We start from the raw sequence: 22,069 nt of genomic DNA, 5'->3' as shown, positions 1-22,069 counted from the left end.
GCGTCGGTGTCAGGTTCGCGAGACGCTCAGTCGAATCAATGACGGGCCCGTCGTTCGCGTGCGCGTCCCCGGGGCAGTCAGCGGATGAAGCGCACTGCGTTTCGTGAAACCGACATGAGACATGCGCGGAGTCCGCAAGAGCCGCAACGACAAGACGATTGCAGTGAATCCGCACAGGATGCCGAGAACGCAGAGAGCTGCGCCCAGGAGCGCATTCGATCCATCAGCCGTCGCGGCCACCTGTGCAGACCCGAGATCGGCGACATCGTCGCTGTCTGCGAAATCAACGACGCCAGAGGAAGTCGACTGCGCGGGCGTGATGCCTTCAGCCTCGCTGTGGCTGGTGGCGGCTATGCCGACGAATAGAAGCAGCGACAGCGCAACGATGGTAATGAGGCGCATTATCAATAGCTGATCTTTCACATCCCCGAATCGGCGGATCGGGAGACGAAGCATCACGTGAATCCTACCTCTTCGCATCCCGTCCATGATCAAGCAGAGTGAATGCGACTATTCCGATCGACGCTTTCGAGCGCGACCGAGCCAGACGATGCCGATGACCGACGCGGCGATCACGATGACTCCCGCCGCGATGCTGAGAACGACGACGAGATCACCGCCGGTGCTCGATTGCGCACCGCTCGATTCCGCACCGCTGGTTTCGGCGGGAGCAGGGCTGATCGCTTCGCTCCCCGGAGGTGTCGCAGTGGCCGTGGGCACCGCTTCTGGCTGCACTCGAGCCTCGCCGCTGCCGCACGCAGGCAGATCCCATCCGAGCGCGGCCTGAGTACTCGCGTCCGGGGCGTACTCGAAGGTGAAACTCTCCGAGATCGGGTGTCCGTCACTGGACACCGCGTTCCATACGACCGTATAGGTTCCGGCATCCCCGAGTGCGACGGGTGTCGTGAGCACGTTGAACTCGATCGTGGAGCACGAGGTCTCGTAGTAGAGGCCGTCTGGCCCCTGGACCTGGGCGAAGCTCGTCTGCTCAAAGTCGATCAGCTCACCACTGAATGTCATGGACACCGCGTCGAGGCTGGTGACCGTCGCTCCGGCTGAAGGATCGGATTCGAGGAGGTTGTCGTGCGCGGAGGCCGGCGCGGCGACCAGGAGAATGGCGGCTACGGCCGTCGCCAGGGCGGTAACCGTGATGCGTAGTGAGTGGACGAGTTTCGATGTCATAGCTGGGGCCTTTCCCGCAGATGTCATAGTTGGGTCCTTTCCCATATAGGTCACGGCTGCCTCATTCGGAACCGGTGTGCGACTGCGACCGCGATGCCGACGCAGACGACGCCGAACGCCAGAATGATGCCAGCCATCCGCTGATCGGCCAGCGGATCGAGACCCCAGGTGCGCCCCATGGCTCCGAACCAGTCGGCCGCGATGAGGCCGCCCTCGAACGCAACCCAGGCGGCCACGAGGACAGGTGCGAGCATCACCAGAAGTGCGGTAATCGTCCGGTAGGTGCCCGAGCGGACGCGTCTTGGTCGTATGACAGAAATCATGACGAAACTGCCGGCGCTCAGGAGCAGGACGATCCTCAGCTGGTGTGCCAACGGATCTTCGAGGGTCCAGCGCAGTACACCGGTCGCTGATGTCACCCAGAGCGACCCGGCGAACAGACATGCGGCACCGAGCGGATGCGCGAAAAAGCTCGCCGTTCGTGAGCGAGCGCCGGCCTGAAGCCATTCGCGGATGCCGCGGCTGCCGTCGGTACGGATCGTGATGGCGGACAGCGCGAGTCGATAGGGTGCGCCGAGTACCAGAAGCAGCGGCACCGCGGTGGCGAGGAGTACTCGGCCGAGCGCGTCCATGCTGTGCAGGTAGTCCGAATACACCGCAACGGGCCCGGACGTCACCCAGATGAGCAGCAGCATGCCGGCCGTCCATGCGATGATGCGTGCGGGCGTCCAGTCTTCACCTCGTCGACGAAGCCGCCGCACTCCCGCGATGTAGAAAAAGATGCCGAAGACGGCGACGATCGCCCAGAGGAGATCGACATCCCAGCTGGTGAACCACCGGTCCAACGTGAGTTCGGCAGGCAACGGCGCCTCCGTGCGGATCTCGGCCGGCGTGGTGAGCGCGGGAGCGATGGCGTCGGCAGGCGAAGGCGTGCGAGCCAGAGCGGCGGCCCCTCCGCTGGCCAAGCCCATCACCGCCAACTCCAGCGCCACGAACGACCAGAACGCACCGCCTTCGCCGCGCTCGCGCCGGATGAACCACCGCCGATGGGCGACTCCGATCGCCCCGAGGATGACAAGAGCAACGATCTTTATCGCGAGAACGGCACCGTAGGCGCTGATCAGGTCACCGATGCCGGTGATCGATGCCAGAGTGCGGGCGACGCCCGATACGGTGACGACGATGAACGCGATGAGAGCGAGCGTCGAGTAACGTTCGACGATGATCCGAAGCCTGGTCTCCTCCAGGAGGGGCCTCAAGAAGACCACGGCGAGAAGGCCTCCGAGCCACACGGCCGCGCCTGTGATGTGGAGGACGAGTGCCATGACCGCGGCGTCGTGATTGGCGAGGGTACCCGAATGCCCTTGTGTCGCCATCGGAACAAGAGCCGCGAGCGAAAGCAGTCCGATGATCAGCGCGGCGGCCCACCCTCGGAAGGCGTACGCCACAAGAGTGATGGTGGCGGCCGCGATGGTGGTGATCAGCCAGGTCTGACCGAGCTCGGTCTCGAGCAGGAATCGGCCCAGCTGCTGACCGAACTCCGATCCCAGCGACACCTGCGGATTGAAGGAGGACAAGAACGTGAGGAAGCCTGTCGTCCCGCTGCTGACTGTGAGGATCGCGGCGCCGATCGAGGTCATAGCCAGCGCAGCGTCGAACTCTTTCTTCTCCGCACGCAGTGCAAAGAGCGCGAGGATCGCTGAGCCGGCCATCACTGCGCCGGACAGGTTGACGAGGAGCTTGGCGGTCGGCAGTCCCCAGCGGACGATCGCCCCCGGGTCGCTGATGAGGCGAGGCACTGCGCCGCCGCCGATCATCAGACCCGCCAGAAGGGTGAGAACTCCGGCGACGATGAGGATCGCCGGTCCTGCCAGTCGCAGTTCCGCTGGTTTCACGGCGTGTCCTCGGTTCCACCCGGTGTCGAGGTGTCCGTGTCCGTGTCCGTGTCCGGTGCTGTGCACGCCCCCGTCTTCGGCAGCTTCTGCACGGCGGACGCGAGGGCGCCCAGTGCGGCATCCGCTGACAGACGACTGGTGTCGACGTACGCCTCTGCGGCAGGCGTACGTCCGTACGTCGTCAGGCGCAGGTTGGGCAGATCCGTGTCGTCGACGATCCAATCGACAGCGTTGATGGTGACGCACTGCAGGGTGGTCGGACCAGGTGGCGTGAGACCGCAGGTGAAGACGACTGCCGTCGGGTCGCCCCAAGCGGCAGTGGCCTGTGCGTCTGTAGTGCGCAGGGACAGCTCCTCGATGGCATCAGGCAACCGAACGGTGACCTCTGCACACTCGGGGGCGTTGGCATTCTCGGCAGCACTCAAGGCTACGGTGGGCGCGCATCCGGCCAAGGCTGCAGACGCTCCGATGACGCAGGCCAGCGCGAAAAAGCCCCTCGACATCCGGGTGAGGGTGATCATGCGGAACCGATCCTCGTGACCGAGTCGGGATTCGTCATTCGTAGTGCTCCAAGTCTTCCGCGTCGCAGTAAAGGGCCCTCGGGCAATGCTCGACGAGGGGCGAAGGTGAACGGCTCACACGATCAGGCCCGAGAGATCCGTAACTTTGTCGAGGACAAGCCGATGTCGAACCATCCCGGATGCTTCGTGATGCTTGAAGCCCGCTGACTCGGCAAGAATCTTCTGGCCGGAGCAACACTGATAGCGGACATCACTATCAGTCGGCTCTCGCGGCCACTCGCGAGATGCCTGAATCGAACTGTGGGAACCATCTCCCACAACCTTATAGCTTGCGATCGGCCGGTGTTCCGGGCGCCGCTTGCCTGATCCGTCTATGGCCGGCGTGGACCTGACAGCGCATGTCCCGAACGACGATCAGATGAACCGACGGCGCGTCGCCGGCCGGCGATCGTGATGGCGGCTGGAATCGCATCGCGGTGCGCGGCCATCATCCGGTGGCGCCCTGACGTTCAGCGCCCGATGCGGGCTGCAACAGCGTCGCGATAGAGCGGAGTGCACCTTCCAGCTCCACAGACGGTTCCAGCAGCCACTGGATCTGAAGACCATCGGATGCCGCGACGACGAGTGCCGCGAGATGCTCTGCCGGAACGTCATCACGGATGCGGCCGTCTTCCTGCTGCGCGCGGAAACTCGTCGTCAGAGAGGTGCGCAGACGCGCGAACCGGGCCGAGAAGTAGTCGCGGCTGACCTCGCTGCCGCTTTCCAGTGCCGCCGCGACGAGCGTCGAGTACAGCTGCACGAGCCCCGGAACCTCGACGTTCGCGATGGCGGCGTTGACCATCATCTCGACGCCGGGCGGCGTGGGCGGGGCAGCGCTGCGCGCCGACCGCATCGCCTCGGCGTGCGCGTAGACCGCGACCAGCAGCTGCTCCCGCGAGTCGAAGTAGTGCAGCAGCGCGGCGTGCGAGACTCCGATCGCCTCGGCGATGCGGCGCAGGGATGTGCCGTCGGCGCCGCGTTCGCGGAACACCTCGATCGCGCGATCCAGGATCTCCTGCCGCCTGGCGACGCCCTTGGCATGCGCTCCGCGGCGTCCGATCACCGGCTCTGAGTCCATACGAGACAACCTATCCGACGGTCGCCGACAATTAACCTCCATATGGAGGTTTCGTGATAATCTCGTCGCATCCGCGACTCGAGCGGCCCTCCACAACGACGTACGAAGGAAGAATCATGGCTCTGCCCCTCGCCTCAGTGCAGCTGTATTCGCTTGCGAGCGAGTTCTCGGCCGACATGCACGGCTCACTCGAACGCCTCGCTGCGATCGGGTTCACGACGGTGGAGGCGTTCGACTTCGTCGGCCGTCCGGCCGAGATCCGCTCGGCGTTCGACGCGACGGGTATCGCGGCCTCGACCGGCCACGCACCGCTGCTGTCGGATGAGCTCTGGACGCCGGACGGCGCGATCCCCACGCCCAAGCCCGAGATCGTCTTCGAGGCGGCGGCAGCCATCGGCATGACGACCGTCTTCGACCCGTTCGTCGCGCCGGAGCGCTGGCTCACGGAAGACGGCGTCGCCGACATCGCGGAGCGCCTCAACCGGGCCGCAGACGTGGCGGCGACCTTCGGGCTGTCGGTCGGTTACCACAACCATGCTCAGGAGTTCGTCGCCTCGTTCGGCGACCAGAGCGCGTACGAGCGCTTCATCGAGCTCACCGACGAGCGCGTGCAGATCGAGCTCGACCTGTTCTGGGCGCAGACCGGCGGGCAGGACGTCACGGCTCTGGCGGCACGCCTCGCAGGCCGCCTGACCGCCGTGCACGTGAAGGACGGCATCATCCCCGCCGTGAACCCCTGGGGCCCCGACGGGGCGAAGTTCTCGTCGGACAGCCTCGACCAGCGGCATCCGGGAACGGGCGATGTTCCGCTCGCAGAGGCGCTGCGCGCCAACGACAACATCGCATACGCCGTGATCGAGTACGACCACGCGCCGGGTGACGTCTTCGACGACATCGCGGCCGGGTTCACCTTCCTGAAGGACGGCGGGTTCGTCGCATGAGCGCGCCCCTGGGCGTCGGCATCATCGGCACGGGTGTCATCAGTCAGACCTATCTCGAGAACCTCACCTCGTTCCCCGACGTGCGCGTCGTCGCCGTCGGCGACCTGATCCCCGAGCGTGCCCGCGCGAAGGCGGAAGAGCACGGTGTGCCGGTGTGGGGTGACGCGGATGCTGTGCTGTCGCACCCCGACGTCGACCTCGTCGTGAACCTCACCATCCCCGCCACGCACATCGAGATCTCCTCTCGCGCCGTCGCCGCGGGCAAGCACGTGTGGACCGAGAAGCCGATCGGAATGGACCGCGAGAGCACGCTGACGCTGCTTCGCGAAGCGGATGCCGCGGGCGTGCGCATCGGGTCGGCGCCGGACACGATCCTCGGACCGGGCTTCCAGACCGCCAAGCGCGCGATCGCCGAGGGCATCATCGGTACCCCGCAGTTCGTGCACACGGCGTTCCAGACGCAGGGTCCAGACCTGTGGCATCCGGAGCCCGCCTTCCTGTTCGCCGCCGGCGCCGGCCCGTTGCTCGACATGGGGCCGTACTACTTCTCGGCACTGGTCAGCCTGCTCGGTCCGATCGCCGGTGTCGCGGCGCGCGGATCGCGCTGGCGCACCGAGCGGCAGATCCACAGCGGGCCGCGTGCGGGGGAGAGCTTCTCCGTCGAGGTGCCGTCGACTGTGCAGGTGCTCTCGACGTTCGAAGGCGGCCAGCAGGGCACGCATCTGCTGAGCTTCGACTCGGCGCTCGAGCGTCACGGCGTCATCGAGATCCACGGCAGCGAGGGCACGCTGGTGATGCCCGACCCGAACACGTTCTCGGGCCGCACCGCCTACGTCAAACCGCTCGGCGTGCTGCGTGACGGCATGTCGACGACGCAGGAGTGGATCGACATCGAAGAGCAGGGCACGGTCGTCGGCCGAGGTCTCGGCGTGCTCGACATGGCGCGAGCCATCGCGGCGGATCGCCCGCACATCGCCACCGGCGAGCTCGGCTACCACGTGTTCGACGTGCTGCTGTCGGCGCAGGACTCGGCGGCGACCGGCCAGTACCTCGAGATCGAGAGCACGGTCGGCGAGGTGCCCGTGGTGCCGGCCGATTTCGATCCCTTCGCGGTGACGCTCGGATAGGAGACGTCGTAGACGGGGAGGACGTCACCGTAAGCAGCTTTCAGTAGACGGATACCGGATGAACGAGCCGTTCATCCGACGTTGAATTCCTGGTCATCCGAGCGATCTAGCGTGAGGGCGTCGCAGCCCGCGGCGTTCCTGTTCAGATGCGGAGCACACGGTGAAACTCGTCCAGATCACAGACACGCACATCAGCTACCTCGGCGGCAGCCCGACCGCGAACGCCGCTCGTATCGTCGAGTTCATCAATGAGCTGGCGCCGGATCTTGTCGTGCACACCGGCGACGTGACGATTCTCGATCCCGATGAGGACCGTGATCGCGTCGCGGCGAAGGAAGTGCTCGCGGGCATCGTCGCACCGTTGCGCGTGCTCCCCGGCAACCACGATGTCGGCGAGCCGGGCGATGATCCTTTCGGCGATCGCCCCGTCACCAGCGATCGCGTCGCGGCCTTCCGCGCGCACTTCGGCCTCGATCGCTTCGTCGAGATCGTCGACGGCTGGGCCATCGTGGGCCTCAACAGCGAGTTGTTCGATTCCGGTCTTCCCGAGGAGGACGAGCAGTGGGCCTGGATCGAGACGCTGCCGGCACAGGCCGGTCCTCGGCCGGTCGTGCTCTTCACCCACAAGCCGGTGTGGGCGTACGCACCCGAGTATCAGAACACGCATCTGACGATCGGGCCGCAGTCCCTTCCGAGATTCGAGGCCGTGCTCGCGCAGCTCGACGTGCGCGCCTTCGGCAGCGGCCATCTGCACCGCTACGCGCTCTCCGAGCGTGAGGGCGCAGTGGTGGTCTCGGCCCCATCGACCGCTTTCGTGCATCGCACCGCGGTGTCTGCGGATGTCATCGGTCCCGGCCTGACCCAGCTGGGCGTCGTCGAGTATCAGCTCGACGACCGAGTGCTGCCTGTGTTCCGCGCTCCGATCGACATCGTCGAGCCGGAGTTCCTGGAGGTCGAGCAGGCACGCATCGCCCTCGATGCGATGGGCGTGACGCTCCCCGCGTGACCGCCATCACTCCATCACCTTCCCGCGTCGCGGCGACTTCGTTCACCTCGTCGTCGCGACGTGGGAACCGACACGTGATAGACCGAAACACATGAATGCGCGCACTGAACCGCCACTCGGCGGCACGATCGACCACATCCTCTCCGTCCTGCCCTCGCTCAACCCCTCCGCGCAGCGCGTGGCGCTCATCTGTGCGGAGCAGCCGGAGAAGGTCGTCGAGATGTCGGGCGCGGACCTCGCAGAGGCGGCCGGGACTTCTGCCGCAACAGTCAGCCGGATGAGCCAGGCTCTCGGGTTCCGCGGATTCCAGCACCTTCGGCTGCTGCTCGTGCGTGATCTCGGTGCGGCGGCGCACGGCGGCGGGGCGAGGACAGAAGGCACGAAGGGGTGGCTGCAATCGCTCGCGGACGGCGCAGCGGCACTGATCCAGACGTCGCTCGCATCGGTCGACGCCGACGTGTTCGATGCCGCCGCTGACGCCATCGCCCAGGCGCCGCGTGTCCTCGTCGTCGGAACGGGTGCTTCGCATGCTTCGGCGCAAGCGGTGGCGGTCAGCTTCGTGATGAACGGCCGCTCCTGCGAGGCGCCGGCCGACGGTGTCGTGCAACAGCTCACTGCGAGCGTCCTCTCGCCGGGGGATGTGTGCCTTGTGGTCAGTGCGAGCGGCGCGAACGCCATCACGCTCGCGTCCGCTGCGGCTGCCGCTGGCGCAGGGGCAACAGTGGTCGGGGTGACCGGTTTTGCACGCTCGCCGTTGTCCGAGCATGCCGAGCTGCTCCTGACCGCTGGAGCGCGCTTCCAGGCGTGGGATCAGGGGACGCTCGGCAGTGGACTGGTGCAGATCCTGCTCCTGACCGCATTGTAGGTTGCGGTGGCTGAGCGGATGAATGAGACTGCCGAACATGCCAGAGCGGCGATCCGCGACGAGGTTCTCGACATCATTGCCGAGTCGGGGGATAGGGAGGGCGAGTCGCCCGATGCCGATCCGGCGGATGCTGAGTCCACTGTTCGCAACGAGTCGACAGAACGTTGAACCGGCGTTCGCCTGGAGTTCACTTCCGGCGCTTTGAATTGCCACGCAAGCGAATTTCATGAGAAGCGCTCATGAGGTAAGCCGCTTGCGGGAGGCGACTCATGGGCACCATTCAGCTCTCCGGCATCGGCCGCAGCTTCAAGAGCACTGCGGCCGTCCGTGACATCGATCTGACCATCGACGACGGCGACTTCGTCGTCCTGCTCGGCCCATCAGGTTGCGGCAAGACGACTCTGCTGCGCATGATCGCGGGTCTTCTCGAGCCGACGACGGGCCGCATCCGGCTCGACGGCGATGACATCACGGAACTCCCCTCGAAGAAGCGCGACCTCGCGATGGTCTTCCAGAGTTACGCGCTCTACCCGCATCTCAGCGTGCGCAAGAACCTCGGCTTCCCTCTACGGGTGCAGAAGCTTGGCAAGGCGGAAATCGAACGACGTGTGCAGGACGTCGCCGATTCACTCGAGATCGGTCACCTGCTCGATCGCAAGCCCAAGGAGCTCTCCGGCGGCCAGCGTCAGCGCGTCGCCGTCGGCCGTGCGCTCGTGCGGGACCCGAAGGCGTTCCTCATGGATGAGCCGCTGTCGAACCTGGACGCGAAGCTGCGTACGCAGACGCGCCACGAACTCACCGCACTGCACCGCAAGCTGGGTGCGACGTTCGTCTACGTCACCCACGACCAGGTCGAGGCCATGACGATGGCCACCAAGATCGTGGTGCTGAACGCCGGCGCCATCGAGCAGTTCGGCACACCGGAAGAGGTGTACGACCGTCCGGAATCGGTGTTCGTCGCCGGATTCCTGGGCAGTCCTGCCATGAATCTCCTCGAAGCGCAGATCGTGGCTCTCGGAAGCACCGTCTCAGTGTCCGGCGATGGGCTCGCCGGAGATCTGTGGCCGGGGATGACACCGGATCTCGACGTCGTGCTCGGCATCCGCCCAGAACAGCTGCACATCGCGGACTCGGCCACCAGCCGAACCGGAGTGCTGCTCGTCGGCGCTGTGGACATCGTGGAGAACCTGGGCGGCGAGCAGATCGTCACCTGCGTGGTCGGCGGCTCCAGAGTGCACATGCGCACGTCCCGTGACGTGGAGGTCGCGGTAGGCGACCAGGTGACTCTGCACGCCGCAGCCGAGCACGTCCACGTCTTCGAGCGTTCATCCGGTCGTCGCATGGACTGGGTTCCTGACGATGCCACCGCATCCGTCGCAGACCCCGTCGCCGAGCCCGTCCTCACCCACTGACCTCCTTCCCTTCACCCACCTCGATCAGGAGATCCCACGAAATGAATACCCGCACCCGCCGGGCAGGCCTTGCCTCGCTCGCCCTGCTCGGCATCGCCCTCAGTGGTTGCGCGAGCGCTGGCGCCACGAACGCCGACGCCGCCGGAGCCCTCACCGAGCTTCCCGCTGACGAGAAGGTCGAGATCGTCTTCGAGTCGTACAACCTCTCGAACGCGGGCATCTGGTCGGACACGATCAACACGCTCCTGGACGAGTTCATGGCAGAGCATCCGAACATCACGGTCGTCGGTCAGCCCAGCGACTTCGAGCCCAGCGACTCCAGCACAGGTACGGCGGCCAGCGTCCAGCAGCAGCTGCTCGCGGGCGATCCGCCGGACATCGCGCAGCTCACCTTCAACGAGCTCGACTTCGCCGCGACGACCCTCGGCGCGCAGAACCTCAGCGCGCTCGTGGGCGATGAGGGGCTCGAGGAGCAGTTCGGCGGTGAGCACCCGTATCACGAGCGCGCCCAGGTGCTCGCCGACTGGGACGGCGCGACCTACGGCCTGCCCTACGTCTTCTCCACGCCGGTGCTGTGGATCAATGAGGCGCAGTTCGAGGCGGCCGGCCTCGATCCGGCGACCGTCGACCTGTCGACATGGGATGCCGTCGCCGCTGCCGCCGCGCAGATCACGGCCTCATCGGGTGCCCCTTCGTTGAGCGTGACGTGCCTCGTGGCCGGCGGCAGTTGGTGCATGCAGGGCCTCTTCGCCTCCAACGGCGCCGAGGTCCTCAGCGAGGACCGTTCCACGATCGGGTTCGGCTCCGATGCCGCGATCGACACCGTCGAGACGTTCCGCGGCATGTTCGACGACGGCATCCTCACCAACGAGGCATCCGTCGCACAGTACGAGGCATTCGCGCAGGGCAAGACCGCCATTCACGTGAACACCTCGGCGCTGCAGGGCGCGTTCCTGCAGGGCTCGCAGGCCGGCGGATGGGCGCTGAGCGCACGCACGCTGCCCTCGTTCGGCGACCAGGCGGTCGTGCCGACCAACTCCGGATCGTTCCTCGCCCTGTTCGCCACCGATCCCGCGAAGCAGGCGGCATCGTGGGAGCTCATGCAGTGGATGACCAGCGATCGTGCCTACGAGCTCATCTCCACCGAGATCGGCTACCTGCCGCTGCGCAACTCCCTGACGGAGGAGGGCGGTTCCCTGTACGACTGGGTCGAGCAGAACCCGCTGGTGAAGCCCAACCTGGAACAGCTCGATGCGCTCGAGCCATGGACGTCCTATCCCGGCGACAGCTATGCGCAGGTCGACCAGGTTCTCGCGACTGCCATTGAGGAGTCGATCTACTACGGCGGCGACGCCGAGACCGCGATGACCGAGGCGGCAGAGCGTGCGCAGGGACTGATCGAATGAGCGCCGCCGACATCCTCTCCCCGGACCGGCGCCACATCGTCGAGGGCGTGTACAACCTGCGCGACACCGGTGGCTACCGCGCCGCGACCGGTACCTCCCGCTGGGGCACGCTGTTCCGCTCCGACGCCCTGCACCGTCTGGATGACGCGGGCCGTGCGCGGCTCGCAGAACTCAGGATCGCCCACATCGTCGACCTTCGCGGTACGCAGGAGAGCCTCAGCGCCCAGAACCTCGTCGAGGGCCTGGACGCCCGAGTGCATCATCTGCCGGTGTTCGACGATGCTGCGCCCGGTGCGCAGGCCATCGGCGCGATCGCACTCGGCCCGCTCTACGACCACATGGTGGATGAGCGGGGCGCGCAGCTCGCGGCGGCGGTGCGAGTGATCGCCGACGTCGGCGCGGACGAGGCCGTGCTCGTGCACTGCACGGCGGGCAAGGATCGCACCGGTCTCGTGATCGCCTTCGCGCTGCGGGCAGCGGGCGTCGAGCTGGACGACGTCGTGGCCGACTACGCGCAGACCGCAGACAACCTGCGCGGCGAATGGGCCGACGCGATGCTGCACACGGTGACGAGCCGCGGCGTTGAACTCACTCCAGATGTCGTCGATCTGGTCACTGCGAGCCCGGCGCCGATCATGGCAGCGCTCCTCCAGCGGATCGAGCGCGAGTACGGATCGATGGCTGGCTACCTGCTCGCGCAGGGGCTGACATCGGACGAGCTCGACCGTCTCACCGCCGCCCTCATCGACTGACCCCCGATACAACACCACCGAACGGAAGAACTCATGACGCACATCGAAGGCCAGCATCCGGCGCCCGACCATTACATCCTGCATCTCTCGGACACCCACTTCGTCGCGGACGGCGACCTGCTGCACGAGCGGATCGACTCGGACAAGAACCTCATCGAGCTGTTCGAGGGTCTCGCGAAGTCGAACGCTCGACCCGAGGCCATCGTGTTCACCGGTGACCTCGCGGACACCGGCCGCCCCGACGCGTACGAGCGCCTCAAGGCGATCGTCGAGCCCGCGGCGGAGAAGCTCGGCGCCGAAGTCATCTGGGTGATGGGGAACCACGACGAGCGCGTCGCGTTCCGGCGCGGCCTGCTCGGCGAGGAGGGCGAGCAGTCCGAACCCATCGACCGTGTCTTCGACATCAACGGACTGCGCATCATCGCGCTGGATTCGACGGTCCCCGGCCACCACCACGGAGAGATCAGCGAGGAGCAGTTGGAATGGCTCGCCCGCGAACTCGAGGTTCCGGCGCCCGACGGCACGCTGATCGCCCTGCACCACCCGCCGGTGCCGAGCCCGGTCGGTCTGATCGCGCTGGTGGAACTCAAGGATCAGGCGCGTTTCGCCGAGGTCATCCAGGGCACCGACGTCCGCGGCATCCTCGGCGGTCATCTGCACTACTCGACGCACAGCACATTCGCCGGCGTCCCGGTGTCGGTGGCCTCCGCCACCTGCTACACGCAGGACCTGAATGTCATCTACCCCGGCGCTCGCGGTCAGGACGGCGGTCAGTCGTACAACCTCGTCCACGTCTACGGCGACCGCGTACTGCACTCCGTGGTGCCGATCGGCGAGTTCCCGACCGTCTACGAGATGACCCCGGAAGCGCTCGCCGAGTTCGCCCGGATGAGCGCGGACGAGCAGCTGGCGGCGGTCGACGCCGCGGCCTCGGAATAACACCCACCAGGAGAGAACCTCATGTTCGTTGCCGTTTCCGCTCCTTCGGGAACTGCGCCTGCGATCGAAGCGGATCCGACGCCGACGCCCCGGCGTAGGATCCGCCCCGGCGCACTCGCCCCCTACCTTTACGTGCTCCCCGGAGTGGCGTTCCTCATCCTCTGGACATACAGCCCGCTGGTGCAGACGTTCGGGTTGTCGTTCTACGACTGGAATCTACTGCCGACCAGCCCGAAGACCTTCGTCGGCTTCGACAACTACGTCGAGGTGGCGCAACTGCCCGAACTGCACACGGCGATCACCAACACCGTCGTGTACGTCGCGGCGTTCCTGGTGTTCTCGTTGGTGCTGCCCATCGTCATCGCGATGCTGGCGAAGCAGGTGCAGGGGCGGATGCGTACGTTCTACCAGGCGCTCATCTTCGTGCCGTTCCTGGTGACCCCGGTAGCCACCGGCGCCGTGTGGCGCTGGCTGTTCGCCGAGCAGGGGGCCTTCGCCACGGTGCTCGCCGCCATCGGCATAGACATGCCGAACGTCTTCCGTGACGAGACCCTGGCCATCTGGGCCGTGGTCGTCATCGTCGGCTGGCAGATGCTCGGATTCGGCGTGCTCGTGGTGGCGGCGGGCTTCGCGGGCATCAGCCCTGAATATGGACAGGCCGCGTCGCTCGACGGAGCCGGCAACGGGGCGATCACCCGCAAGATCACGCTTCCGCTGCTCTCGCCCACGATCGTGTTCCTCGCCCTCATGACGATTCTGCTCGCCGCGCAATGGACGTATCCGATCATCGACCTGCTCACCCAGGGCGGACCGACGAACTCCACCACGAACATCTACTACCTGCTCTACCAGTTCGGCTTCCAGAACTTCGACGCCGGAATCTCGGCCGCGGCCGGTGTGATCTTCTTCATCGGCTTCGGCGTCATCGCGCTCGTGTTCCTCGAGCTGCAGGACCGGCTGAGTTTCTACGACAACTGAGCCCAGCGCTCCCCTCACCACCGAGAGACAAGAATCATGGCATTCGTCACCATCCCGCTCCCCGCTGCCGTCTCCGGGACACGTAACAAGGTGCAGTCGAAGACGGACGACCTCGCGGTCGGCTCGAAGAGCCGTACAGGCGTCATCGTGGGGCACATCATTCTCATCGGACTCGCGATCTTCAGCATCTTCCCCGTCTATTGGATGTTCGCGACCGCGATGCGGGCACCGGAGAACGCCCTCGATCAGACTCTGCTGCCCTGGCCGTTGAGCCTCGACAACTTCGCGTACGTCTGGGACACGATCCCGATCGCAGGCATGCTCGGCAACACGTTCGTGATGTCGCTGCTCTTGGCCGCGGCGCAACTGCTCATCGCCGTGCTCGCCGCCTACGGCTTCGCCGTATGGGACTTCGCAGGAAAGAAGCTGCTGATGTTCCTCTTCATCGGATCCTGGCTCGTACCCTTCCAGGTCACGATGATCCCGAACTACCTGCTCGTGTCCCAGCTCGGGATGCTGGGAACGATCGGCGGCGTCGTCGTGCCGCAGCTGGCGGGTGCGTTCGCCGTGCTGCTGATGGTGCAGCACATGCGATCGTTCCCGCGCGAACTGCTCGAGGCGGCCCAGCTCGACGGCCGAAGCAGCTGGTCGACGCTCTGGACCGTCGTCGTCCCGAACATGAAGCCCGCGCTCGCGGCACTGGGGATCATGGGATTCATCTCGGCATGGAACGAGTACCTCTGGCCGGCGCTCATCATGAAGCAGGGCGATGCGCTCATCCAGGTCGGAGTGCGAAGCTTCCTCTCGGCGGAGGGCAACAACTGGGGCGCGACGATGGCGGCTGCGGGTCTCGCGTGCGTCCCCGTGCTGCTGATCTACATCTTCCTTCAGCGCTACGTCGTCGACGCGTTCGTGCGATCAGGGTTGAAGTAGGGACGCCGCAGATCGCGGGGCGCGTCTCCGTTCCCTGATGACCCGGGTGATTTCTTGTGCGAGTCACGGCGCCAGGTTGTGTGTCAACGGGGATGGCGAAATGGCCGGGCAGCGCGACTCTGGTGGCAACTGATTCCGACCAGAACGGAGAACACCATGTCCGATTCGCTGCCCGACGAAGAAGGCGCCATGCCCGACGAGGACGGCGTGCTGCCCGGTCAGGACGTCGACCCCGACCTCGGTCCGAGTACAGGGACGTCCGAAGACGAAGACGAAGACGAAGACGAAGACGAAGACGACGAGGACGTGGACCTGGCTGATCTGCCGTGAGCGGCGATTGCGGGTGAATCGGACCCACCGTTCGAAGTTCGGTACATTGGTCACGTCATGCATTGTCGGAGCCGACAACAAATCGGTTCATCGGCGACCTGCATGGCTTCCACATGAACCTCACGACGTCGCTCGTCGTCGCGGGCACGACCGCCGCGAGATGAAGGACGGCGGTCGTGCGCCGAACTGAAGGAACATCCATGACCACTCCGATGAGGATCGGCGTCATCGGCGTCGGCAAGATCGCCGAGCAGTACTTCGCTCAGATCCCGAAGCTGTCGAACCTCGAGCTCGTGGCGGTCGCGGATGTCAACGCGGAGCGCGCGGACGCCGTCGCGATCGAGCAGAACGTCGAGGCGCTCAGCGTCGACGACCTTCTTGCGGACGATCGCATCGACGCGGTGCTGAACCTGACGATCCCCGCGGCTCACGTCGAGGTCGGGCTGCGCGCGATCGCCGCCGGAAAGCACGTGTTCGCCGAGAAGCCGCTCGGCCTGAACGTCGCCGAGGCCGCCGAACTGCTGCGAGCGGCGGATGCCGCCGGCCTCCGTGTCGGTTCGGCACCGGACACCGTGCTCGGCACCGGCGTGCAGACGGCGCGGAACCTTCTCGATGCCGGCACGATCGGCGCGCCCGTGGGCGCCTCCGCGCACTGGTCGTCGCCGGGGCACGAGTCGTGGCATCCGTCGCCCCAGTTCTACTACCAGCCCGGCGGTGGGCCGCTCTTCGACATGGGCCCGTACTACCTGACGACGCTGGTCACGATGTTCGGACCGGTCGTCTCGGTCGCCGGATCCGTGAGCACGTCGGATCGCCGTCGGTCGATCGGCAGCGGTCCGTTGCAGGGCACTCCGCTCGATGTGGCGATCGACACGCACATCTCCGCCATCCTGTTCCACGAGAGCGGCGTCAGTTCGACCGTCACGATGAGTTTCGACATCTGGCAGACGCGGGCGCCGATGATCGAGATCTACGGAACGGCGGGAACGATCTCGGTGGGCGACCCGAACGGCTTCGACGACGCGACTGAGGTCTGGACCCAGGACGCCCCCGAGTGGAGGGTCGCTCCCGTCTCCGGCGGCTATGCCGACACAGGGCGCGGTGCGGGTCTTGCCGACATGGCCCGGGCGATCGAGACCGGGCGCCCGCATAGGGCCTCTGGCGCGCTCGCCTTCCACGTGCTCGAGATCATGGAGGCGGTGCTGTCGGCCGGACGCGAGCGTCGCGTGGTGGAGCTCACGAGCACTGCCGAGCGACCCGAATCCGTCCCGGCCGGTTCGTCCCCGGATCGGTGGTAGATCTTGGCATTCTCAACGGCGGCAGTGAAAGGAAAGACTTCATGACCGATCGACGTGCACTCGTCGTCCGTGGCGGCTGGGAGGGGCACCACCCCGTCGAGACGACGGAACTGTTCCTCCCCTTCCTCGAGAAGTCGGGATTCGACGTGCGCGTCGAGGAGTCCAACGAGATCTACGCGGATGCCGAGGTGATGGCCGCGACCGACCTCATCGTGCAGTCCGTGACGATGTCGGAGATCTCGAAGGAGGCGTTCGCCGGGCTCCGCTCCGCCGTCGAGGCGGGGACAGGGCTGGCCGGTTGGCACGGCGGTATCGCCGATTCGTATCGAGCGAACTCCGACTACCTGCACCTCATCGGCGGGCAGTTCGCCACTCACCCAGGGCGTCCGCCGGCAGAGCGCCCCGGCGACGAGACCGACAACTACCTGTCGTACACGGTCGACATGACCGAGCTCGGACGCGAGCACGAGATCACCGCGGGCATCTCGGACTTCTCGCTGACGACCGAGCAGTACTGGGTGCTGCACGATGACCTCATCGACGTTCTCGCGACCACGACCCACCCGGTTCAGCCGTATCACCCGTGGCATCGGCCCGTGACGTCACCCGCGGTGTGGACGCGGCAGTGGGGCGCAGGCCGCGTCTTCGTCGCGACCCCTGGTCACAGCGTCGACGTGCTCGAGGACCCGAACGTGCGCACGATCGTCGAGCGCGGGATGCTGTGGGCCAGCAGGGCGGCGCGCACGAGCTAGGCGAGCGCGACCAAGAGGGCATCCCGCGGCACGGCCGCTCGGAATCACGTCACTTGCCCTTCTCGTCGTCCTTGTCATCCTTCCGGTCGCCGGAGTTGTTGCCCGGGCCCTTGTTGGGGTTCGACTTCTGCTCGTCATCGCCCACATCTTCGACGGAGTCATCAGCGGGGTCGGACTCGGACTCGGTGCCCGTCTGCTCCGACTCCGTGGGCTCGACAGTCTCGGGGGTCGGTGGCGTGAACACTTCGTCGGCGGACATCCGTGAGGCGACACGCCCTGCGGAGTCGGGTGCGAGCGCGAAGGTCGAGAACCCTGCGATGGCTATCATCGCCGCCGCGGCAACAGCCATGGCCGCCAGTGCCGCCCTGCGTAGCCTCCGCGCGCGGTGGGGCGGGGCTGGCGACGACGGCTCAGCGGGAACGGTGATCTCCTTGGTCGGTCCGGTGGGCTGATCATCCGACACGATCGGAGTGAGGGCGGGCGGAAGGGGCTGGCGCGCTGACTGCTCGAGCGGTGGACCGCCGCCCAGAATCACGGCCGCCTGCGAGACCTCCCGTGCTGAGGGGCGCTCCTCGGGTGCGACGCGCGTCATGCGCGTGAGGAGCGCTCCCCAGCGCGGCCCGATCGAAGCGGGTATCTCCGGAGCCTCAGAGAGCCGACGGAGGGCCGTCGGCACCTTTCCCATCACGGGGAACGCGGGCTCGCCTGTCAGCGCTTCGATGAGCACGAGCCCCAGCGAGTAGATGTCCACCGCAGGAGTGAGCTCGGCCCCGCTGACCTGTTCGGGCGCCATATACGCGGCCGTGCCGATGACGACGCCCGGTGAAGTCACCCGCGCATCGGAGACGTTGTACGCGATGCCGAAGTCCATGAGCTTCGCGGTCCACCCGGATCCGCGCCGGGACGTGCGCGCCAGCATCACGTTCGAGGGCTTGATGTCCCGATGGATGATGCCCGCGTCGTGCACGACCTGCAGAGCCTCCGAGAGATCGCGGGCGAGAGCGGCCGCCTCCGAACCGGAGAGCGGTCCCTGCGAGAGCCGTGATGCGAGCGTGGGCCCGTCGACGTACTCGATCGCAAGGTAGCGGGCATGTCCGGGGTCGAGCCTCGCGTCGTAGAGCGTGACGAGCGAGGGGTGGTTCAGAGACGCGAGAACCGTGGTCTCGCCGTGCACCCGATCATCGGTTGACGCCTCGTCCGCGGTGCCGAGCAGCTTGATGGCCACGGTGCGCCCGAGGATCGTGTCCTCAGCGCGGTACACCGCGGCCATCCCGCCCCGACCGAGGCAGGGCCCCAGCCGGTAGCGTCCGTCCAGCAGAAGCTCGGTCGTATGCTCGTCGATCGCACCCATGGCCACTCCATGTCGTGCGGCTCGGGTACCGCACTTCCGCCGACCTTACGAACTCCGCGCCGCGTCGTCTTCCGCCTTGACACGCATCGCCCGACGTGCTTGGAGGCGGATCATCGGAACGCCCGCAGCCGCAGACTGTTGCCGACGACGAACACGCTCGACAGTGCCATGGCCGCACCCGCGAGCATCGGGTTCAGCATTCCGAGCGCGGCGACCGGGATCGCGGCGACGTTGTATGCGAAGGCCCAGAACAGGTTCGACTTGATGGTGCCGAGCGTCTTGCGCGACAGGCGGATCGCGTCGGCGGCGCTGCGCAGATCGCCGCGGACGAGGGCGATGTCGGATGCTTCGATCGCGACGTCTGTGCCCGTGCCCATCGCGAGGCCGAGGTCGGCCTGCACCAGCGCGGGTGCGTCGTTGACGCCGTCGCCGACCATCGCGACGACCTTGCCTTCGCGCTGAAGCCGTGCCACGACGTCGACCTTGTCCTTCGGGAGCACCTCGGCGATGACCTCGTCTATACCGACGTCGGCAGCGATCCGCCGGGCGACAGCCTCGTTGTCGCCGGTGAGCAGAATGGGGTGCAGGCCGAGCTTCTTCAACTGCGCGATCGCCTCGGCGCTGGTCGGCTTGACCGTGTCGGCGACGATGAGGATGCCGCGGGCGGCGCCGTCCCACGCGACGGCCACGACGGTCTGCCCGTCGTTCTCGGCCGCGGCCTTCGCCTCGGCGACGGCGGGTGAGAGCGCGAGGCCCCAGTCGGCGAGCAGCGATTCCCGTCCCACGATCACGCTGTGCCCGTCGACGACGCCCTGCACGCCCCTGCCCTCGACATTCGCGAAGCTCTCGACACTCGGGAGCGTGCCGACCTGTGCAGCGCCGACACGCGCGGTCGCGGCCTTCGCGATGGCCTGGGCGATCGGATGCTCTGACGCATCCTCCAGCGCTCCGGCAAGGCGCAGCAGCTCATCAGCATCCGTCCCCGGCTCCGGGACGACGTCGACGAGAGCCATCCGCCCCGTGGTGACGGTGCCGGTCTTGTCGAGCACGACCGTGTCGACCTTGCGGGTCGACTCGAGCACCTCGGGGCCCTTGATGAGGATGCCCATCTGCGCGCCGCGGCCGGTGCCCACCAGCAACGCGGTGGGTGTGGCGAGGCCGAGTGCGCACGGGCAGGCGATCACCAGCACGGCGACGGCGGCGGTGAACGCCGCAGCGGCCGGGAACCCGGCGATGAGCCATCCGGCCAGCGTGACCACGGCGATGCCGATGACGATCGGTACGAAGACGCCGGAGATGCGATCGGCGAGACGCTGCACCTCTGCCTTACCGGTCTGCGCGTCCTCGACCAGTTGCGCCATCTGCGCGAGCTGGGTGTCGGTGCCGACGCGCGTGGCGCGCACCACCAGTCGTCCTCCGGCGTTGACGGTCGCTCCGGTGACGGCATCCGCCGGCCCGACCTCGACGGGCACCGATTCACCGGTGAGCATGGAGGCGTCGACTGCAGACGTGCCGGAGACGACGACGCCGTCGGTGGCGATCTTCTCGCCTGGACGCACGATGAACTCGTCGCCGACCTGCAGATCGTCCACCGGGATGAGGGTCTCGACGCCGTCGCGCAGCACCGAGACGTCCTTCGCCCCGAGCTCGAGGAGCGCCCGCATGGCCGCACCAGCCTGGCGCTTCGAGCGCTTCTCGAAGTAACGGCCGGCGAGGATGAACATCGTCACGCCGGCGCCGACCTCGAGGTAGATGTTCGCCGTGCCGTCCGAACGCGAGAGCGTGAACTCGAACGGGTGCGTCATGCCCGGCATGCCCGCCGAGCCGAGGAACAGCGCGTACAGCGACCACAGGAACGCGGCCAGAGTGCCCATCGAGATGAGCGTGTCCATGGTGGCCGCGCCGTGGCGCAGATTGGTCCAGGCGGCCTTGTGGAACGGCCATGCGCCCCACACGATCACGGGTGCCGCGAGCGCCAGCGACGCCCACTGCCAGTACGTGAACTGCAGTGCGGGGATCATCGCCATCGCGATGACCGGCACCGTGAGGATGATCGAGATGATCAGACGCTGGCGCAGCGAAGCGAGCTCGGGATCGGCATCCGTCGCCTCGGTGGTCTTCGCGTTCTTGGGCGCCGGCACCGCGGCGGTGTATCCGGCCTTCTCGACCTCGGCGATGAGCTGTGCGGCCTCGTATCCGGCGGGCACGGTCACCTTCGCCTTCTCGGTGGCGTAGTTGACCGTCGCGGCGACGCCGTCGAGCTTGTTGAGCTTCTTCTCGATGCGCATCGCGCACGAGGCGCACGTCATGCCGCCGATCTCCAACTCGACACTCGATCCGGACACACTCATCGCAGACTCCTCTCGTGACAGACGTTCAGGCGCGGACGGCTGAGTAGCCCGCTTCGCCGACGGCGGCGAGCACCTCGGCGTCGTCGAGCGTCTCGGTGGTGGTGACGACGAGCGTGCCGCTCTGCGCGCTGACCTGGATGTCCTCGACTCCCGCGATCTGGCTGACCTCTTCGCGCACGGACATCTCGCAGTGACCGCACGTCATTCCGGTGACCTTGTACTCGGTGGTGTTCATCTCTGTTCCCTTCGATCGGATGCCGTTCGCCGGCGTTCCACAACCATAACAGAGTACCCCGAGGGGGTATTCCATCGACCTCGAAAGAAACGCCGACATGCCACAATGACGCCATGACCAAAGCCACCGCAGACCTGTATGACGAGTTCGGAGAAGCGCTCCAGTCGCTCCCGCTGCAGCTGCGCAGCTTCGGTCGCAGAGCCGCATTCGACGGTCCGATCCGCACGATCCGCTGCCATGAGGACAACGCGCTCGTGAAGGCGATGCTCGCGACCCCCGGCGACGGGGCGGTGCTCGTGGTCAACGGGCTCGGCTCGCTGAACACCGCGCTGATGGGCGACCTGATCGCAGCATCCGCGGTGGAGAACGGCTGGGCCGGCGTCGTCATCAACGGCGCGATCCGCGACAGCGTCGCGATCAACGGCTTGGATCTCGGCGTGAAGGCTCTCGGCACCAATCCGCGCAAGAGCGCGAAGCTCGGCGCCGGCGAGGTCGACATCGACGTGTCGTTCGGGGGAGTGCTGTTCCGGGTGGGAGCTCACCTCTACAGCGACGAGGACGGCATCCTCGTCGAGCGCTGACGCGCTGACCAACGCGTTCAGGTCGCACTTCTCGTCGGAGCAGCGCGCGCATGACGACAGAAAGTGCGACCTGAGCGGTGAGCCGGAGGTCCGGCGC

General features: G+C 66.6%; 23 protein-coding genes. 15 read left to right on the top strand and 8 right to left on the bottom strand.

Translation table 11 applies throughout. From position 1 onward, the window contains the following. Nucleotides 1-9 precede the first annotated feature (9 nt). The 5 genes from J1M43_RS13140 to J1M43_RS13120 all read right to left on the bottom strand — a co-directional run bounded on the left by J1M43_RS13140 (nucleotide 10) and on the right by J1M43_RS13120 (nucleotide 4,715). A complete protein-coding gene (locus tag J1M43_RS13140) occupies nucleotides 10-459 on the bottom strand; it encodes a hypothetical protein (protein WP_206476974.1) in 450 nt (149 codons plus the stop codon). Between the two features lie 51 nt (nucleotides 460-510). After that, complete coding sequence (locus J1M43_RS13135; protein ID WP_206476973.1) at nucleotides 511-1,182, bottom strand: copper resistance CopC family protein; 672 nt, start codon at nucleotides 1,180-1,182, stop codon at nucleotides 511-513. A 50-nt stretch (nucleotides 1,183-1,232) separates the two neighbouring features. Next, a complete protein-coding gene (locus J1M43_RS13130) occupies nucleotides 1,233-3,077 on the bottom strand; it encodes a cytochrome c oxidase assembly protein (protein ID WP_206476972.1) in 1,845 nt (614 codons plus the stop codon). Beyond that, entirely contained in the window at nucleotides 3,074-3,598 is a 525-nt protein-coding gene (locus J1M43_RS13125; protein ID WP_234000884.1) for a DUF3515 family protein, read from the bottom strand. The genes J1M43_RS13130 and J1M43_RS13125 overlap by 4 nt, the downstream gene beginning before the upstream one ends. Nucleotides 3,599-4,085: 487 nt before the next feature. Next, on the bottom strand, nucleotides 4,086-4,715 hold the full coding sequence (locus J1M43_RS13120) for a TetR/AcrR family transcriptional regulator (protein WP_033105060.1): 630 nt from the start codon (nucleotides 4,713-4,715) through the stop codon (nucleotides 4,086-4,088). 116 nt (nucleotides 4,716-4,831) lie between these two features. On the opposite strand from J1M43_RS13120, the gene J1M43_RS13115 reads away from it, so the two are divergent. The 14 genes from J1M43_RS13115 to J1M43_RS13050 all read left to right on the top strand — a co-directional run bounded on the left by J1M43_RS13115 (nucleotide 4,832) and on the right by J1M43_RS13050 (nucleotide 17,454). Next, nucleotides 4,832-5,656, top strand: a complete 825-nt coding sequence (locus J1M43_RS13115; RefSeq protein ID WP_206476971.1) for a sugar phosphate isomerase/epimerase — start codon at nucleotides 4,832-4,834, stop codon at nucleotides 5,654-5,656. Further along, nucleotides 5,653-6,783 (top strand): Gfo/Idh/MocA family protein, encoded by a 1,131-nt coding sequence (locus tag J1M43_RS13110; RefSeq protein WP_206476970.1) that lies wholly within the window; start codon nucleotides 5,653-5,655, stop codon nucleotides 6,781-6,783. The genes J1M43_RS13115 and J1M43_RS13110 overlap by 4 nt, the downstream gene beginning before the upstream one ends. Before the next feature lie 160 nt (nucleotides 6,784-6,943). Then, nucleotides 6,944-7,789 carry a metallophosphoesterase gene (locus J1M43_RS13105; RefSeq protein WP_206476969.1) on the top strand — a complete coding sequence of 282 codons (846 nt, stop codon included), beginning with the start codon at nucleotides 6,944-6,946 and terminating at the stop codon, nucleotides 7,787-7,789. Between the two features lie 91 nt (nucleotides 7,790-7,880). After that, on the top strand, nucleotides 7,881-8,654 hold the full coding sequence (locus J1M43_RS13100) for a MurR/RpiR family transcriptional regulator (RefSeq protein WP_018022997.1): 774 nt from the start codon (nucleotides 7,881-7,883) through the stop codon (nucleotides 8,652-8,654). A gap of 18 nt (nucleotides 8,655-8,672) precedes the next feature. Beyond that, nucleotides 8,673-8,822, top strand: a complete 150-nt coding sequence (locus J1M43_RS13095) for a hypothetical protein (protein WP_206476968.1) — start codon at nucleotides 8,673-8,675, stop codon at nucleotides 8,820-8,822. Between the two features lie 101 nt (nucleotides 8,823-8,923). Continuing rightward, entirely contained in the window at nucleotides 8,924-10,066 is a 1,143-nt protein-coding gene (locus J1M43_RS13090; RefSeq protein ID WP_018022995.1) for an ABC transporter ATP-binding protein, read from the top strand. Nucleotides 10,067-10,107: 41 nt separating this feature from the next. Further along, nucleotides 10,108-11,472 (top strand): extracellular solute-binding protein, encoded by a 1,365-nt coding sequence (locus tag J1M43_RS13085; RefSeq protein ID WP_206476967.1) that lies wholly within the window; start codon nucleotides 10,108-10,110, stop codon nucleotides 11,470-11,472. Then, nucleotides 11,469-12,224 (top strand): tyrosine-protein phosphatase, encoded by a 756-nt coding sequence (locus J1M43_RS13080; RefSeq protein WP_018022993.1) that lies wholly within the window; start codon nucleotides 11,469-11,471, stop codon nucleotides 12,222-12,224. The genes J1M43_RS13085 and J1M43_RS13080 overlap by 4 nt, the downstream gene beginning before the upstream one ends. A gap of 33 nt (nucleotides 12,225-12,257) precedes the next feature. After that, complete coding sequence (locus J1M43_RS13075; RefSeq protein ID WP_206476966.1) at nucleotides 12,258-13,163, top strand: phosphodiesterase; 906 nt, start codon at nucleotides 12,258-12,260, stop codon at nucleotides 13,161-13,163. 21 nt (nucleotides 13,164-13,184) lie between these two features. Further along, nucleotides 13,185-14,141 (top strand): carbohydrate ABC transporter permease, encoded by a 957-nt coding sequence (locus J1M43_RS13070; protein WP_026159504.1) that lies wholly within the window; start codon nucleotides 13,185-13,187, stop codon nucleotides 14,139-14,141. A 36-nt stretch (nucleotides 14,142-14,177) separates the two neighbouring features. Then, nucleotides 14,178-15,074 (top strand): carbohydrate ABC transporter permease, encoded by an 897-nt coding sequence (locus J1M43_RS13065; protein WP_018022990.1) that lies wholly within the window; start codon nucleotides 14,178-14,180, stop codon nucleotides 15,072-15,074. 156 nt (nucleotides 15,075-15,230) lie between these two features. Next, a complete protein-coding gene (locus J1M43_RS13060) occupies nucleotides 15,231-15,404 on the top strand; it encodes a hypothetical protein (protein WP_018022989.1) in 174 nt (57 codons plus the stop codon). Between the two features lie 200 nt (nucleotides 15,405-15,604). Then, the gene (locus J1M43_RS13055; RefSeq protein ID WP_018022988.1) at nucleotides 15,605-16,702 is read left to right on the top strand and encodes a Gfo/Idh/MocA family protein; all 1,098 of its coding nucleotides are present in this window, start codon (nucleotides 15,605-15,607) and stop codon (nucleotides 16,700-16,702) included. A gap of 41 nt (nucleotides 16,703-16,743) precedes the next feature. Beyond that, nucleotides 16,744-17,454 (top strand): ThuA domain-containing protein, encoded by a 711-nt coding sequence (locus J1M43_RS13050; protein WP_018022987.1) that lies wholly within the window; start codon nucleotides 16,744-16,746, stop codon nucleotides 17,452-17,454. 49 nt (nucleotides 17,455-17,503) lie between these two features. On the opposite strand, the gene J1M43_RS13045 is transcribed toward J1M43_RS13050, so the two are convergent. From J1M43_RS13045 to J1M43_RS13035, 3 genes are all read right to left on the bottom strand, one after another. Beyond that, nucleotides 17,504-18,805, bottom strand: a complete 1,302-nt coding sequence (locus J1M43_RS13045; protein WP_206476965.1) for a serine/threonine-protein kinase — start codon at nucleotides 18,803-18,805, stop codon at nucleotides 17,504-17,506. 110 nt (nucleotides 18,806-18,915) lie between these two features. Next, nucleotides 18,916-21,156 (bottom strand): cation-translocating P-type ATPase, encoded by a 2,241-nt coding sequence (locus J1M43_RS13040; RefSeq protein ID WP_206476964.1) that lies wholly within the window; start codon nucleotides 21,154-21,156, stop codon nucleotides 18,916-18,918. Nucleotides 21,157-21,181: 25 nt separating this feature from the next. Further along, the gene (locus J1M43_RS13035) at nucleotides 21,182-21,391 is read right to left on the bottom strand and encodes a heavy-metal-associated domain-containing protein (protein WP_033105053.1); all 210 of its coding nucleotides are present in this window, start codon (nucleotides 21,389-21,391) and stop codon (nucleotides 21,182-21,184) included. A gap of 113 nt (nucleotides 21,392-21,504) precedes the next feature. Here J1M43_RS13035 and rraA point away from each other — a divergent pair, with 113 nt between their 5' ends. Then, entirely contained in the window at nucleotides 21,505-21,972 is a 468-nt protein-coding gene (rraA, locus tag J1M43_RS13030; RefSeq protein WP_033105052.1) for a ribonuclease E activity regulator RraA, read from the top strand. Nucleotides 21,973-22,069: the final 97 nt, after the last annotated feature.

It is taken from the genome of Microbacterium sp. KRD172 (genome assembly GCF_017168295.1).
Lineage (GTDB): Bacteria > Actinomycetota > Actinomycetes > Actinomycetales > Microbacteriaceae > Microbacterium > Microbacterium profundi.
This window is presented reverse-complemented; position numbering and strand designations above follow the sequence as displayed.